General features: G+C 55.9%; 11 protein-coding genes and 1 other RNA gene. 4 read left to right on the forward strand and 8 right to left on the reverse strand.

What is annotated here, in order from left to right:
* The first annotated feature begins 313 nt into the window (after positions 1 to 313).
* The 4 genes from ABVN21_RS14615 (at position 314) to ABVN21_RS14630 (ending at position 3,714) form a co-directional block, all read left to right on the forward strand.
* Positions 314 to 550, forward strand: a complete 237-nt coding sequence (locus tag ABVN21_RS14615; RefSeq protein WP_339553148.1) for a hypothetical protein — start codon at positions 314 to 316, stop codon at positions 548 to 550.
* A gap of 493 nt (positions 551 to 1,043) precedes the next feature.
* The gene (locus ABVN21_RS14620) at positions 1,044 to 1,970 is read left to right on the forward strand and encodes a hypothetical protein (protein WP_339553147.1); all 927 of its coding nucleotides are present in this window, start codon (positions 1,044 to 1,046) and stop codon (positions 1,968 to 1,970) included.
* A gap of 321 nt (positions 1,971 to 2,291) precedes the next feature.
* Positions 2,292 to 2,510 carry a hypothetical protein gene (locus ABVN21_RS14625; protein ID WP_339553146.1) on the forward strand — a complete coding sequence of 73 codons (219 nt, stop codon included), beginning with the start codon at positions 2,292 to 2,294 and terminating at the stop codon, positions 2,508 to 2,510.
* A 202-nt stretch (positions 2,511 to 2,712) separates the two neighbouring features.
* Positions 2,713 to 3,714, forward strand: a complete 1,002-nt coding sequence (locus tag ABVN21_RS14630) for a restriction endonuclease (RefSeq protein ID WP_339553145.1) — start codon at positions 2,713 to 2,715, stop codon at positions 3,712 to 3,714.
* 211 nt (positions 3,715 to 3,925) lie between these two features.
* Here ABVN21_RS14630 and ABVN21_RS14635 read toward each other — a convergent pair whose 3' ends face one another.
* The 8 genes from ABVN21_RS14635 to smc all read right to left on the reverse strand — a co-directional run bounded on the left by ABVN21_RS14635 (position 3,926) and on the right by smc (position 16,287).
* Positions 3,926 to 5,887 (reverse strand): hypothetical protein, encoded by a 1,962-nt coding sequence (locus ABVN21_RS14635; protein ID WP_339553144.1) that lies wholly within the window; start codon positions 5,885 to 5,887, stop codon positions 3,926 to 3,928.
* A 34-nt stretch (positions 5,888 to 5,921) separates the two neighbouring features.
* Positions 5,922 to 6,287 carry a hypothetical protein gene (locus ABVN21_RS14640; RefSeq protein ID WP_339553143.1) on the reverse strand — a complete coding sequence of 122 codons (366 nt, stop codon included), beginning with the start codon at positions 6,285 to 6,287 and terminating at the stop codon, positions 5,922 to 5,924.
* Positions 6,280 to 6,720, reverse strand: coding sequence for a hypothetical protein (locus ABVN21_RS14645; RefSeq protein ID WP_339553142.1), 441 nt, complete (start codon positions 6,718 to 6,720; stop codon positions 6,280 to 6,282). Before ABVN21_RS14645 ends, ABVN21_RS14640 begins: the two co-directional genes overlap by 8 nt.
* A gap of 745 nt (positions 6,721 to 7,465) precedes the next feature.
* Positions 7,466 to 7,562: signal recognition particle sRNA small type (gene ffs, locus ABVN21_RS14650), an RNA gene on the reverse strand.
* 147 nt (positions 7,563 to 7,709) lie between these two features.
* The gene (locus ABVN21_RS14655) at positions 7,710 to 8,876 is read right to left on the reverse strand and encodes a putative zinc-binding metallopeptidase (RefSeq protein WP_339553141.1); all 1,167 of its coding nucleotides are present in this window, start codon (positions 8,874 to 8,876) and stop codon (positions 7,710 to 7,712) included.
* A 231-nt stretch (positions 8,877 to 9,107) separates the two neighbouring features.
* Positions 9,108 to 11,465, reverse strand: coding sequence for an NAD-dependent DNA ligase LigA (ligA, locus tag ABVN21_RS14660; protein ID WP_339553140.1), 2,358 nt, complete (start codon positions 11,463 to 11,465; stop codon positions 9,108 to 9,110).
* A gap of 220 nt (positions 11,466 to 11,685) precedes the next feature.
* Positions 11,686 to 12,540, reverse strand: coding sequence for a cell division protein ZipA (gene zipA / locus ABVN21_RS14665; protein ID WP_339553139.1), 855 nt, complete (start codon positions 12,538 to 12,540; stop codon positions 11,686 to 11,688).
* A gap of 258 nt (positions 12,541 to 12,798) precedes the next feature.
* Positions 12,799 to 16,287 (reverse strand): chromosome segregation protein SMC, encoded by a 3,489-nt coding sequence (gene smc, locus ABVN21_RS14670; protein ID WP_339553138.1) that lies wholly within the window; start codon positions 16,285 to 16,287, stop codon positions 12,799 to 12,801.

Here is a 16,287-nt window from a genome sequence, read left to right on the forward strand (position 1 = left end):
TTGTTGGTCCTCCCTAGCCAAGTTGAACGCTTTGCAAAAGACCTGTCCGCAATTTAATGGTTCGGTCGGATTCAAGTCTGTGGACCGCAGATGTGCAAAGTGGCGTGTCGGGTGCTAGCGGCCAGAAACAACCATGCAGAATCGTGCATTCGCAACCAAGTCATGGTCAGAAACCGAAAATAACCTACGGAAATAAAACATGGATTTGGTTCAGATCGCACCTGCGGCATACCACATAACGGACGACTACTAGCATCTTCTCCAGGCAGAAGATGGCGCTGTTTATATTCTCGTCGAATGTGAAGCGTCTTTCGTGAGTTACGAATGCCGGCTGGAGTGCAGCACGACAACAGCACAGAAAGTTAGGGCTGCACAGCTAAAAGCTTTCGATGAAGCCCATGAAGCGTTTGAAAAGGAAGAGGAACGGCTTGATCACAAGATCGAGCAATCCCGTCGCCCAAATGCGGCATGGCCTACAGAGGCTGACTATAAACCTTGGACGGACGCGAAAGATGCACTGCATGAAGCCGGGAAAGCTCTTGAAGAATAAGCAGAAGGTATCGCCAACTGACGACATCTCAGCTGGAGACGTCTGATTTTCCGCTAACGTGATTGCAGGCCGTTTACGGGCGGCTTTTTAGTGCTTGGGATATTTTGATTTCCTGGCCGCTAACAGCGAGGTGGCACGCGAATGGCTCTTAACCCCGACCCACCCTGTGCGGGAAATCCGTTGATCTGCCAGATTCTCCCGCCTGATACTCCGCCGAAAAGAGTGGTTTACGACCGACAGAAAACGGCCAATTACTGCTCCTGACCACGGGCACCACGCCTGCCTAATGCGAGCTTCCATAACCAACAGTTTTGGATGTTATACAGGCGCCAGAGTAGGAATGTGAGTGGCGGAATTGTATGATTAGTAGCGAGTGGCATACTGACATCACCACCAAACAGTGCCCCCTCTCAAGGATGATCATGCTCAACGTAAGCAGAAGCATTAACAAAGTCATCCATTTGAAAATCACTACCAAAACCTAGGATCATTAATGACTGTTGCTGCTCAAGCAAGGCCACAAAACAATATCGTTCACGCAAAAGGCAAAATCGACCGCTCGCCTTGGGGAGATGCATTTTGTGCTTTTTTTATCGCGGCGTTTATAACCAGCGCCGTGCCTATTATTGCTGCCTATGCCATAGAGAAGCCTATTCCACCACTATGGCCATTGGCAGTATTTCTACCGACGACTCTGATTGTCTACCTGCGTTTGCGGATGATGAAGGTACGTCAATGGACAGAGTCATGGCCAACCTTATCAGCAGTGGCTAACAGTAAAGTGACACAGCTATTGACTGCTGCTTTCAGCATTGTACCGATGGCCGTTGCGGTGGCCAAAGGCATGGGATTGGAGCAGAAACTGCCGTTTACGCTTTATCTTTACTGGATCTGTGGTTTGGCAATGGTCGTTTTTTTGCTGATTTTTAGAGCCACAGCGCCCGTTGTATATCGATACAAGTCATATAAGGACCTGATGGAATGTGAGGGCGGACTTCAAGTATTGCGTGAGGACTTGGAAGAACTCAAACAGCTCGCCAAAAATAAACGCACCCCTTTCGACGATGTCAATGAACACGTCTTCCTGGAACAGGACATCGTGGACATCAAATGGCTCCAGGCAACAGACCGCAATGAAAGCCCTGAACTTTACTTTCTAATGCGCAAGTATTCGACCAAGCTCGGGAAGTGGAAACGACGCCTACTAACTCCCTTGCTCGTCATCCCGGCTTTCGTGCTAATCACCACAACACTTAGCAATACGTTACTGGTAGGGCTTGAGGCGTCAGAACAGGCAGGTAGTCAAGGTGGTTTCATCCCAAGTATCTATCGCGGAGTTTTAAGTCTTAATCCTTTTTACGACAAGAAACCTAAACTGGCCCAAGAAGGGTGCTCCGTGACACCGGTTCACAGCGACTGAACCCTTTTTGGCTTGGTTTAGTCTTCCTCCTATTTGGCCTTTCGACAAACAGCCATAACCGGTTTCGCTGGTTTCTGAAATTCGTTAGGAATGGCTGATCAGGTAATCTTCAAACGAGTGAGGCACGACTCTCAGCGAGCTTTATCGATGTCAGCTTTGGGTCGTCGTCTACCGGACATAGCCATGAAGCGTGTTGGTCAAACCAAGCCCAAAGGACTGGTCAGGTCGAACGCAAAAAATTGGCGAAGCCTGAGCACTTACCAGCCCAGCCAGCGGCTAGATGAACTAGGATTCTCGCATCACCACTCAAGGACGATAGCTATGTCAGATAGTTCAGAAGCCAAGATCGCCACTGCGGACGCACTTACATTGCTCCTGCACAATCAGCACGCTTTGGGTGCTGCCATAGAAGAGATCGCCAAGTGGCTCTCTGAGAATGGTGTAGGGGGTGTTGCCGCTAACGCTACAGCGGCCATGGATACGCTGGATACGAATGCTCAAGCAATCACTGACGCAATCATGCGACTACGCCAATCGTAGGTCGCACCTAAGGAACGGACCACTGGGCACACTTTCGAAAACGCCCAGAGAGTAGTTCGAGTTCAAGAAGGAATCGGTTACAATCCACTATCGAGCGAGCCTTCACTTCGCTATCGTTACCGTCGCCAACCCAACGCGGCAAAGAACGCCTCCACCTGACAATGTGTCCCGGCAATTTTAAATGGGGATTTAAGACAAAAGCATGAAAGATCTAATAAAGGCTATGCTGTTGCTTGCCGCAGGAATTCTAGTACTTACAGTGATTTCCGGCATTATTAAAGGAATTAATACATATTACCAGGCCAACAGTACAATCATTAACTTTTGGCTTTTCGCATTTGCCGCCACCACCTTTCTAGCGACATGTGTTTTCACGCTACATTTCCATCCAAGAAAATTAAGACGTGAGTTCTTAGTTAGAAAAGACAACCTAATACATTTAACCAGCACTATCAAATCTTTATCAATCGGACATCCGGGTTATGATTTGAACGGATTTACCGAACAAAGCAACTACACCGCCATAAAAAAGAGCCTTAGCAATAAGCTAGTAGAGTGCATCGCTTACAAAAATATAGAGCCACACCTACAGGTTCTGCGACGCAAGAGAACTCAACTAGTATATACAAACGACTACGGACGGAAGCTGGATGAAAAGTGGATAAAAGAGCGCGATTACTTCATAAGCGAAATTATGTTTCCGCTTAATGCAGAGTTTATCCAGAATCACGTACTTGTTCTAGTGTCCGAGGAGCTTACCTATTACTCCGAAATTAAAGACACGAGCATTAAAGCTCATTGGGCAGATTGGATTGAAAGAACTATTCCAGAAGATCAGTCCGCCATAGTGTTTAAGGACAACATGACAGGGCATGAGTACGAGCACTATGTAGCTGAAATCATTCGCAGCTCAGGCTGGACTGCCAATGTAACAAAAGGGTCGGGCGATCATGGCGCTGATATAATTGCTGAGAATAATGATGAACGTTTGGTTGTGCAGTGCAAGCAATACTCTTCAACCGTTGGAAACAAAAGCGTCCAAGAGGCTTATTCAGCTCAAGGATTCTATGAATGCCATCATTCGTGTGTAGTGACAAACTCTATTTTTACTCCAGCCGCCAAACAGGCCGCCAAGAAACTTGGGGTGAAGTTACTCCACCACGATGATCTGCCTGACTACCTGATGCATCTCGAGTCAAACTAGAGTGCACCACTTAGGCGTGCCTGATCACCGTCACACTTCGAGATTGCTTTATCATAAATCTCTTGAAAAACCCAGGATTTAGCTACAGATGGCGACACCACCACAGATCCGTGGCTGATCGTTTCGAAACATGCAGCACAGGCATAGAGAGGCGGGAATTCGATGCTGACTCCTTATAACGACAAACTGACGGCTGGAAGGGTGTATTCAATCAATAGTCGTGCGACTCGCGGTATTTCTGGTACTTGTGGTAATCGATCCAGTCAACCACATCGTAAGGAAGGTAAAGCTGCTGCCTGGCACGGGAGATCGCTATGTACACGACACAGATCCGCTGATCGAACTCATAGGCGTCCTTGAACTTCACATTTGTGAGCAGCTCGGGCGTCAGCAGCACGCGGTCGAACTCCATCCCCCCCGCATCTTCTGCCATCATAAGCATGCAGCTCTTTCCGGGGCTACCAATCATCCTGTTCAACCGGGTCACATCGGCGATCTTGAAGCCTTTTTCCAACTCGGACTCAACCCAGAGAAACGACTCATCGAATTGATTGGCATCACGCACCTGTTGCCAGTCGGCCATCTCACTGAAATACGTATGTACCCCCTCCGCACTGCACTCGACGCTGTAGTATTGCGGCTTGAACAACTCGATGGCAGTAGTCATGAAAAGCTCAAGGTCCTGCTGCGCCGCCTTGTTCGGGAAACTGAACGCACAGCTGGCATCGTGCATCTGGATCACCCATTTCATCGTGTCCCAGCGAGATGCGGTGAGCACCACGCAGCCCTCGGGCGGCACAAAGCCTTGCGGATAATGCTCGATACTCACATCAGCATTACGAGCGCCTTCGAATGGGACCTTGCTCTTCTCCGAGTGCAGGCAGATCAACGGGTTGACCAGACGCTCAACATTGCGACCTGAACGAACGGAGTAGCTAACATCGCTTTGCCGCACCTCACGCTTTCTTTTGACGATGACGCCACTGGCCTGCTGGTACTCATCGCCGAGGGTAATCAATACCTGGCGCCCTCTCTCGATGATCTGTAGCAGTGAAGCGGGAACATCCTGGCTTTCGTCAATGAGAACGTGTGTATAGTGAGCAGGCACCATACAGCCCGCAAGGCTTGCCCGCTTTATCATCAATAACCCTTCGAACCCGGTCCGACTGGCCCATGCCGGGTTTGTCTCAAGGTAAGACCAAAAGCGGCTCGAATACTCAAGAAGTACCTTGGCATCCAAGTTGGACAAGGCAAGCTTGAAATGAGGCAGGTGCTTAGCCGATAAGCTGTGATCCCTCGACTGACAATAGCTTTTGAGCACCCTTAGACAGGCGTCAAGTGCCCTCTCCGCATCGTGACCACGAAAACCGAGGATGTTCAGCTCCTGCGATAGTGCCTGCTTGCTCAGCCCCCTGACCGGCTTACTCACGGGTTTCGGCCGGGGACCGTGCAATAGGGCGTTCGCAAAGGCCTCGAAGGTCGTGCCCGTGCTCCTATCGCGTGCAATCCCCATACGCTCGTGAAGAGTCGCCAGCTTTTCAGGCGTGCGTGCCAGCACCAACGTACCTCCGGGCCGCAGACACTCCATCAGGGCACCTATCAGGTGGCTTTTCCCTATCCCCGCGTAGCCTTGAACATGCAGATCTTCATCCAGATTGGCACGAAAGGTTCTGACCAGTTTGTCTTGTGCATCACTCAACCAGCGCTCGCGGTGCCTAGGCGTCACCATCTGCTTACTGAATGGGTTGTTACTACTGTGGAGGCGGATCTTAAAATCGAAATCCCACTTACCATCGGGTAGCAGGTAATCCCGTGCCAATACCTCATCGGCGAGTAGAAAACGCACGTTCAATCTTTTAATGGCATTCAGACCGAAGTACAACTTTCGCGGATCGAACAGCCGCTCCGCCTCAGACAACAAACCTACGGCTGCCGACTCTCGAGAATCGACGGCCCACGCAATGAGCTTGGCCAGGACTCGCTCTGCTGCACCTGCATTAAGGTCTTTTTCTGCCGCTTGAGCTAGATTCTGGAGGACCAACATCGCTGCCAACTCTGGATCGGTCAGGACGCCAAGCGCCTTTGCACCATCGGCAAGCAACAAGCCCGCACAGGTTTCATCTGCAATGGGCAAGAAAACAGGGCTAGATAAATCAAAATGTTCCGGATGCATACGAACTCGCAACTAGGGGACTACACGCCAAGGGTCAATCCTGGCCATACTCTTCATTCGCTTCAGGGTCATCCTCCTCTGACTCACTCGACTCCCATGACGCCAGCTTGTCGATGACACGCGCGACGCCATCCCGGACCGGCAAGGTACTGCGGACATCGTTCAACCAGCCCAATTCGACCAATCTGGAACGGATCAGCTGAACGGGCACGCCAAGGTTGGCACTCAACTCCGTCAGTATTATGTGGGCTGTATAGATGTTGTCGTGCTGGTAGTCGACATAGATATGCCCATGCCCACGCCACTTGACGTCATGACGTTCAAGCAGCGGCGCCAGATGTGCCGCCAGCGCTTCCTCTACCATCCACTGCGAAATCTCTGCACCGCTTGAGTCACTCATGCTTGTCCTCGTCGTTGAAGCGAAGCTCGAAGTGATAGTCGCCTAAAGTACCCGACATAGCCCCGGGGAACCTCCTATCCTCACCAGTTACTTCAGCACCTTTCGCGTTGATCTGCTTCTGCAACTCATAAACTGCTATTTCAAGTAGCTTACTAAGGTCTTCGGGATTTTGTGCAGCTACATGCAATTGCAGATCAAACCTGCCAGGAACATGGTGCAGCGACTGCTCGGGGAGTGCTGTACGATCAAAAGTCGGACGTTCTTCAGCCTGATTGATGGCCACCCCACCAAGAATTGCAGCATGTTCATCATCCATGAGATCCAGCACCCTCGAAAGTTCCAGAGTTTTCTCCGGATGCAATTGCATCTGGTCCTTGATCCCCAAACGACGAATCTGCCACTCCCGAATCTTTTCTCGGGTCAAGTTGTCCATTTCACCCATTTCCACTATCTCTCAATGCTAGGAGGAAGCACGCCCCTCATTAACCTAGGTGGCTGGGGCTGTCTCCAGAATCTGCCCGATCAGGAATAATCCCGCTTTGTCGGGCTTCATATGCCACAGCCTCGGGCGATGCTCACGCGGCACAGCCCCCTACCTCTTCATCGCCTGACAAGAGCCGCCAAACCCACAGACCAGAGGGTGCCTGGTAAATCTGAAGAGCAAATTCAGGTTCTTCGTCGCTGTCCTCTTGTGCAGCTAGTGCTTCTGCTAGCTCGTTTAAAGCCGCTGCAAATCGGCGCATGTACGATATTTACTCACTCAAATCACCATGCTGGTAGGCCATGCGTGCAGCGTTTTTCCTAAGCGTTCGGCTGTTGAGATAGGAAGTCACCTTCCGTGAAGCCTCATAAGTCGGCTTTATCGCGAATGCCACTGAATTTGCTCATGAAAGCCTGCACGACGAGCCTAAGCTTCCCGGCTATTACTGTCGCCCGTGGTTCACAGAGCACATCTTCCCAATGCTCTACGCATTCGCTGCTACCGGCATAATTCTTTGGCATTGGTGCGAAATGCACTAGACCGTTGCTGGGTCGCTGCCACACGGTGGAGAAATTGATGCAAGCACGATAATATGCCGCTTATGATGCACCACTTTGGTGTACCTAAACGCTGTCACACTTCGAGTTTTTTGACTGATAAGTCCCTGTAGAATCAAGGACTTAGAGATAGGTGGCAACCCCACCAGCCACACCCCGGCACACAATGTTCCCGCTGTGGCTGCTGCCTTCCGGCTCTGACCAGGTTCACGGGTAATCGTTGCGGGGGGACCGATGGGGTCACCATAACGACGCTCACCTGTCGGCGAGCCGCGCCATTGTACCTATCTGAGACGAACTTACAACCGTTCGGACGGATTAAAAAATATGAGGCGCGTCAAGGACATGCGGGATACCACAAAAAATCGCAGCCGGCGGCAACTCCTACAGCTCTTTCAACACCTCGTCCGCCCTGCCGCCCTCGCGCTGGATCACCAGATGGATAAAGTGCAGCTTGGCGATCACCGCTGGCGGCAGCACGAAAGGATAGAAATCCGGCTGCCCCATGCTGCGTGATAGCTCATTGAGCATACCGGCGAGTTCGATCCACGCATTGACGAACGACAGAAACGCCGCGCCGCCGGGATGCTGCGGATCGTAAAGAGCGCTTGGAGGAAACGGCTGATAGTCGAAATCCATCTCCCGGGCGCTCATGCCGAATCCGAGCGCGGTGTCCACCGCGTCCATCATGTGCAGGTAGTGTGCCCAGGTTTCCGCCCAGTCTTCCCAGGGGTGCATGGTCGCGTAGGCGCTGACGTAATGCTGTTGCCAGTCGAGCGGCGCGCCTTGCTGATAATGCCGCTCAAGCGCCTCGGCGTAGCTGGCACGCTCATCGCCGAACAGGCCGCGAAACGGTTCGAGCCAATCACTGGTGGCGATCAGCCGATCCCAATAGTAATGCCCCACTTCATGACGAAAATGCCCAAGCAGGGTGCGATAAGGTTCGTGCATCTGCACCCGCACCTGCTCGCGATGGGCATCGTCGGCCTCTTTGATATCGAGGGTGATCAAGCCGTTGGCGTGGCCGGTGGTGGGTGCGTTGCCTTCAAAATCGACACCGATAACATCGAAGGCCAGGCCCGCGTCTTCATCGACGTTTTTTGGGATGACCCGCAAACCGAGGCTGACCAACTGCGCGACCAGACGACGCTTGGCGGTTTCCACCTTGCGCCAGCGATCATGGTTTTCGGCAATCGACAGATCCGGGATGGTGCGATTCAGGCTACAGGCGACGCACAGCACATCGTGATCATTGGCGGACAGCAGCCAGTTGCAGGCGGCCGGGGAATCGAGGTTGGCGCAGCGGCGCAAGACACCCGCTTCGGGATCGACGTCGAGCAGCCAGGTGTCAGGTTGCAAGCCTGGTTGTAGCGAGGACAAGCGACTCTGCTCCGGTTGATAGCCCAAGGCCGCGGAACAGGCCAGACACTGGCTGTTGCGGAAGAACAGCGACTGCCCGCAACGGCAGGACCAGATTTTGCTGTTACGCGAGCTTTCACCCATAAACGGGGCGGCGATGCGCGAGCTGAGCTGCTCGAAGAAACGGTACATGGCGATCTCTCCCTGGGGCTTGCCAAGACTAGATCATCGCTGCGCCGGGATCGTTCCGTTGTGTACTACCCACTCGAAGTAAAGAACCCACTGTGGCGAGGGAGCTTGCTCCCGCTCGGCGGCGCAGCCGTCGCAAAACCAGGACATGCGGTATGCCTGGTAAATGCGGTGATTGGATGGGGCTGCTTCGCAGCCCAGCGGGAGCAAGCTCCCTCGCCACCGGGAATTGCATCAGGCTTCGATGCCGTGCTCTTTCAGGAACACCACAAACGCCTCCTCATCCAGCACCTTCAACCCCAGCTCATTGGCCTTGGTCAACTTCGACCCCGCCCCCGGTCCGGCGACTACGCAATGGGTCTTGGCCGATACCGAGCCAGCCACCTTGGCGCCAAGGCTTTCGAGTTTGTCCTTGGCTACGTCGCGACTCATCAGCTCCAGCGAGCCGGTCAGCACCCAGGTCTGGCCAGCCAGCGGCAAGCCTTCGACGACTTTCTTTTCGCTGTGCCAGTGCATGCCGAAATCGGCCAGTTGCTTTTCCGTCGCCTCGGCCAGCAGCCGATTTTCCTCGACCGCAAAGAACTCACGAACAGCATTCGCCTGCTTCTCCGGCAGCGCCTGGCGCATGTCCAGCCAATCGGCGCCAATCACGCCTTGCAACGTACCAAACTTGTCCGCGAGCTTCTGCGCCCCACCCGGCCCGACCGAAGGAATGTGCAGCTTGTCGAGAAAACCGCCCAGCGTCGTACTGGCGGCGAACTCGGCCCCCAACTCACCCTGATCCTGAATCTGCAAGCCGTGCTTGAGCAGATCGGCAATCACCTGCTGGTTGTGCGCATCTTCAAAAAAGCTGTGAATCTCGTGCGCCACTTCCAGGCCGACATCCGGCAAGTACGTCAGCACTTGTGGCAATGCCTGCTGCACCCGCTCCAGTGAACCCAGAGAACGCGCCAGCACCTTGGCCGTCTCTTCGCCGACGTCGGGAATCCCGAGGGCGTAGATGAAGCGCGCCAGGCCCGGCTTCTTGCTGTCTTCGATGGCGCTGAGCAGCTTCTTGGTGGACAGCTCGGCAAAGCCTTCCAGATCGACGATATCCTCGAACTTCAAGGCATACAGATCGGCCGGCGACCTGACCAGCCCTTCATCCACCAGTTGCTCGACGCTCTTGTCGCCGAGCCCTTCGATGTCCATGGCCCGGCGGGAAACGAAGTGAATGATCGCCTGCTTGAGTTGCGCACCGCAGGCCAGTCGACCGACACAGCGATACACCGCGCCTTCACTGACCGTCTCGCGGCCCTTGCTGCGCTTGACCAACTGCGTGCGCTCGACGTGAGAACCGCAGACCGGGCACTGCTCCGGGATCTGCACTGGCCGGGCGTTATCCGGACGACGCTCAAGTACCACTTGCACCACTTGCGGAATCACGTCGCCAGCGCGGCGGATGATCACCGTGTCACCGATCATCAGCCCCAGTCGCGCCACTTCGTCCATGTTGTGCAGCGTCGCGTTGGCCACGGTGACACCCGCCACCTTGACCGGTTTCAGCCGCGCCACTGGCGTGACGGCGCCGGTGCGGCCGACCTGGAACTCCACGTCGAGCAGTTCGGTGAGTTCTTCCATGGCCGGAAATTTATGGGCGATGGCCCAGCGCGGTTCACGGGCGCGAAAACCCAGTTCACGCTGCGAGGCAATGCTGTTGACCTTGAACACCACCCCGTCGATTTCATAGGCCAGCCCGTTACGGCGCTCACCGATGTCGCGGTAGTAATCCAGGCATTCATCGATGCCGTGAGCCAGTTTCAACTCGTGGCTGATTGGCATGCCCCAGGCCTGGAGCTGCTTCAGATTGCCGATGTGCGTGTCGGCTATATCCGCGGAAATCTGGCCGATGCCGTAGCAGCAGAATTCCAACGGCCGATTGGCGGTGATCTTCGAATCCAGCTGCCGCAAGCTACCTGCCGCTGCGTTGCGCGGGTTGGCGAAGGTCTTGCCGCCGACTTCCAGTTGCGAGGCATTAAGCCGCTCGAAACCGGCCTTGGACATGAACACTTCGCCGCGCACTTCCAGCGTGGCCGGCCAGCCCGTGCCGTGGAGCTTGAGTGGAATGTTGCGCACAGTGCGCACGTTGACGCTGATGTCTTCGCCGGTAGTACCGTCGCCGCGTGTGGCGCCGCGCACCAGCACGCCGTCCTGATACAACAGGCTGACCGCCAGGCCATCGAGCTTGGGTTCGCAGCTGTACTCCACGGCCGCGCCGCCACCGAACAGATCGCCGGCGGGCAGATCCAGCCCTTCGGTTACTCGACGGTCAAATTCACGCATGTCGGTTTCTTCGAACGCGTTACCGAGGCTGAGCATCGGCACTTCATGGCGCACCTGAGTGAACGCCGACAACGCCGCGCTGCCCACTCGCTGGGTCGGCGAATCGCTGGTGATCAGCTCGGGATTGGCGGCTTCGAGCGCCTTGAGCTCGTTGAACAACCGGTCGTACTCGGCGTCGGGAATGCTCGGCTCGTCCATCACGTGATAGCGATAGTTGTGCTGATCGATCTCGGCACGCAGCTCTAGAATGCGGTTTCTGGCGGCAGTCATGGGTGTTCTCTCATAAAGCAAAAGAGCAGCCGAGGCTGCTCAATTTTCTGAATCACAGTAGCTCAAGGCTATGGACAGTGTGGCGAGGGAGCTTGCTCCCGCTCGGCGGCGTAGCCGTCGTAAATCCTGCAACCTCGAAGTACCTGGCACGACGAGGTCAATGGCCTTGGGGCCGCTTCGCGACCCAGCGGGAGCAAGCTCCCTCGCCACAAAAGCGACCTTAGCGCTTCTGCGTCAGGGCGCGGCGCTCGAACTCGACGATGCGCTGACGGTAGTGCTCGATCGTTTGCGCGGTCAGCACGCTGCGCTGGTCGTCTTTCAGTTCGCCGTTCAGCTCCTGGGACAATTTGCGCGCCGCCGCCACCATCACGTCGAAAGCTTGCTTCGGATGACGCGGACCTGGCAGACCGAGGAAGAAGCTCACCGCCGGAGTGCTGAAGTGGTCGATGTCGTCCAGATCGAAAACACCAGGCTTCACCGCGTTGGCCATGGAGAACAGGACTTCGCCGTTACCTGCCATGCTTTCGTGGCGGTGGAAGATGTCCATTTCGCCGAAGCGCAGACCGCTTTCCAGAATGTTCTGCAACAGCGCCGGGCCCTTGAAGCCGGCCGCGTCACGGCAGATCACGCTGATGACCAGCACTTCTTCCGCTTGTGGCTGCTCTTTGTCGCTCACCGCCGGCGAAGCCTTGGTGTCTTCCGGAAAATCGTCGTCACGGCTGCTGAAACTCGGGCCGCCATCCAGATCCAGACTAAGGTTCATGTCGCCTTGCGATGGCTCACCGTGACCACGCTTGCCGCGCTTGGTACCGGATTCACGAGGCTCACGTGCCGGCATGCTCACCGATGGCAAATCGTGCTCGTCCAGCTGCGGCTCCTTATGGGTATCCAATACACGTGGCGGGCCCAACAGCTCGGCGCTGGTGTCCTCGTCCGGTAGGTTGGACAGGTTTCGATCAAGACGGAACTTCAGTTTTCCCTTGCCGCCGCGCATACGGCGCCAGCCATCGAAAAGAATACCGGCAATGACAATAATGCCGATGACGATCAGCCACTCGCGCAGACCGATTTCCATGTAATCCCGTGCCTCTATAAAAAATGCTGAAAAATAAGGGGTTTACAACCTGTAAACCGCTTTAAAACGTGGCGCCAACTCTATGTTCTGACAGGCGTTTTGCCCACGTATACGAAAAATTGACATTAAACTAGCACGACCAAAGGCAACTTTACACCGTCTGTCACAATGGCTTCAGCGAATATGTCGATTTGCCAGCAAGTCAAGACAGGTTAAAAAGTCTTACAACTAAAAAACACCTGCCCTACAAGCGCCAACTCAGGCATCCACCATCGCCATCGCCTCCTCGACATCCACCGCCACCAGACGCGAGCATCCCGGCTCGTGCATCGTCACCCCCATCAGCTGATCGGCCATTTCCATGGCGATCTTGTTGTGGGTGATATAGATGAATTGCACCGATTGCGACATCTCCTTGACCAGCCGGGCGTAGCGTCCAACGTTAGCGTCATCCAGTGGCGCGTCAACTTCATCGAGCATGCAGAACGGTGCCGGATTCAACTTGAAGATCGCAAAAACCAGGGCCAATGCGGTCAGGGCTTTTTCGCCACCGGAGAGCAAATGGATGGTGCTGTTCTTCTTGCCGGGCGGCTGCGCCATGATCGTCACCCCTGTATCGAGTAGATCTTCGCCCGTCAGTTCCAAATACGCGCGCCCTCCACCGAAAACTTTTGGGAAAAGCGCCTGTAAACCGCCGTTGATCTGATCAAAGGTATCTTTGAAACGGTTGCGGGTTTCCTTGTCGATCTTGCGGATCACGTTCTCCAGCGTGTCGAGTGCTTCCACCAGATCGTCGTTCTGCGCATCCAGATAACGTTTACGCTCGGATTGTTGCTGGTATTCGTCGATGGCCGCGAGGTTGATCGCGCCGAGACGCTGAATCCGCGCGGCAATGCGTTCAAGCTCTTCCTCGGCAGCCTTCTCGCTGGCCTCGGCAGTCAGCGTGGCGAGCACGCCGTGCAGGTCGTAACCGTCTTCGAGCAACTGATCCTGCAACGCCTTGCGCCGCACCGTCAGGGCTTGCCATTCCATTCGCTGCTGTTCGAGTTGGCTGCGGATCAACTGGGATTGTTGTTCGGCCTGCGTACGACGCTTCTCGGCCTCGCGCAGTTCGCGGTCGGCGTCTTCGAGGGCGATCTGCGCGGTCTTGAGTTCTTCGTCGACTGTCATGCGCTTGTCGAGCAACTCTTCAAGTTTCAGGCGCAGCTCTTCCAGCGGTGCCTCGCCCTCTTCCAGATTGAGGCTCAACTGCTCGCGCTTTTCGGTCAGGCGCTCGGACTGCATTTCCAGGCGTTCAAGCGCCTGCCGCGTCGAGTCGTGCTGGGCCTTGAGCGAACCCAGGCGCACCGCCAATTGATGGGCGTGATCCTTATGTTGCCGGGCTTCCTGACGCACACGATCGAGGCGCTCGCGCAGGCTGTCGCGCTGGGCCAGCAGCAACTCGCGCTGCTCGGTGTCCAGCGCCATGCTGTCGAGGGCTTCCTGCAGTTGCAGGCGCGCTTCGCCGATGTTTTCGTGCTCCAGAGCACGCTGTTCGCCCAACTCTTCAATCTCTTCATCAAGACGCGTGCGGCGCAGGGTCAACTGCTCGGCCTTGGCTTTACCGGCCGAAAGTTGAGCTTTCAATTCTCCTTGCTGACGCGCTTCGTCTTGCAGCAAACGACGCAAATGTTCGCGGCCGTTTTCCTGCTGACGCTGTTGCGCCCGCAGGTTTTGCAATTCGGTTTCCAGGGTTTCGACGGCCGCTTCGCGCTCTTCGCGCTCAATGCTCAGTGTCTGGATTTCCTGGCCACGGGCGAGCATGCCGCTTTCGGCTTCGCTGGCACGTCGCACCCGCAGGAAATGCCTGCCGACCCAATAGCCGTCGCGGCTGATCAGGCTCTGGCCGACGGTCAATTGACCGCGCAAAGCCAAGGCCTGTTCGAGGCTGTCGACCGGTTTGACTTGCCCCAGCCATGGTGACAGATCGATCTGCGCCTCGACCTTGTCAAGCAAGCTGCCGGGCACGCGCACACCATCGGTAGCCGGGCTGAGCAAGCGCAGATCGCCCTGGGTAAACCCGGACAAATCGAAATCGTTGAAATCATCCACCAGCACCGCTTGCAGGTCGGCGCCGAGCACGGTTTCCACCGCCAGCTCCCAACCGGCTTCAACCTTCAGGCCTTCAGCCAGGCGCGGGCGATCCTCCAGATGCTGGTCGCGCAACCATTCGGCGGTGCCGGTTCCAGGATCTAGCGCGGCTTGTTGCAGGGCCTCCAAGGATGCCAGCCGACCATTAAGACGCTGCAAATCACCCTGAGCCTGTTGCTGCGCCGTCAGCGCGTGTTGCAGTTGCTGGCGCAGTTGCTCGAGCTTCTCGACCTGAGCTTGCTCACTGGTCTGCAAATCCTCGAGGGTTGCCTCGGATTCAGCGAGCTGCTCGCTGAGCTCCATGATCGCCGCATCTTCCGGATCTGCCGAGAGCAAGGCGCGCTCTTCGCCGAGGCGTTTCTGCCGATCGGCCAGACGCTCAAGACTGGTTTCGAGCTGCTGGATGCGCGACTGCTGAACCTCAGCCTGACGCCGCGGTTCGGCGGCGGTCAGGTTGAAGGTGTCCCACTGCTCCTGCCAGCCATGCATGGTGGTTTCGGATTCTTCCAGGGCGGCGGCGGCCTCTTCGGCGGCGGCGCTGGTGACTTCCTGCTCCGGCGTGAGCATGTCCAGCTCTTCGCCAAGGGTCAGCAGCAACGTGCGGTCGTGGCCCAGGTGAGATTCAGTTTCCAGACGCGCGCGCTCAGCTTCTTTAAGATCGTCCTGCAACTGACGCAATCGCTGCTGGCCGTGCTGGATGCTCTGCTCGACCCGGGCGATGTCGCCGCCGACCGAATAGAAGCGTCCCTGCACCAGATTGAAGCGTTCGGACAGGTCATGGTGCCCGTCACGCAAGCGTTCGATGCTGGCATCGGCATTGCGCTGCTCGGCCACCAGCGCTTCGAAACTGATTTCCTGGGTGCCGATGATCGCTTCGCGCTGGCCGACCTGTTCGTTCAGATCCTGCCAGCGCAGGGCCGACAGTTGTGCCTTGAGCTGACGCTCTTCGCCTTTGTATTCCTGATATTTCTTCGCCGCCTCGGCCTGGCGGTGCAAGCGTTCGAGCTGGCGCTCCAGCTCTTCGCGCAGGTCGGTCAGGCGGGCGAGGTTTTCGTGGGTGCGGCGGATACGGTTTTCGGTCTCGCGCCGGCGCTCCTTGTACTTGGAAATCCCCGCCGCTTCTTCGATGAAGTTGCGCAAATCCTCAGGTTTGGACTCGATCAGCTTGGAGATCATCCCTTGCTCGATGATCGAATAGCTGCGCGGGCCGAGGCCGGTGCCGAGGAAGATGTCGGTGATGTCGCGACGACGGCATTTGGTGCCGTTGAGGTAATAGGTGGTCTGGCTGTCGCGGGTCACTTTGCGGCGAATGGAGATTTCCGCGTAGGCGGCATATTCGCCGAGCAGTGTGCCGTCGGAGTTATCGAACACCAGTTCGATGCTCGCCTGGCTCACCGGCTTGCGGCTGGTCGAGCCGTTGAAGATGACGTCGGTCATCGACTCGCCGCGCAGGTTCTTGGCCGAGCTCTCGCCCATCACCCAACGCACGGCGTCGATGATGTTCGACTTGCCGCAACCATTGGGCCCGACCACCGCCGCCATGTTACTGGGGAAGTTCACCGTGGTCGGGTCGACGAAGGACTTGAACCCCGCCAGCTTGATGCACTTGAGCCGCAA

The sequence above is a fragment of the Pseudomonas sp. MYb327 genome, from assembly GCF_040438925.1.
GTDB lineage: Bacteria > Pseudomonadota > Gammaproteobacteria > Pseudomonadales > Pseudomonadaceae > Aquipseudomonas.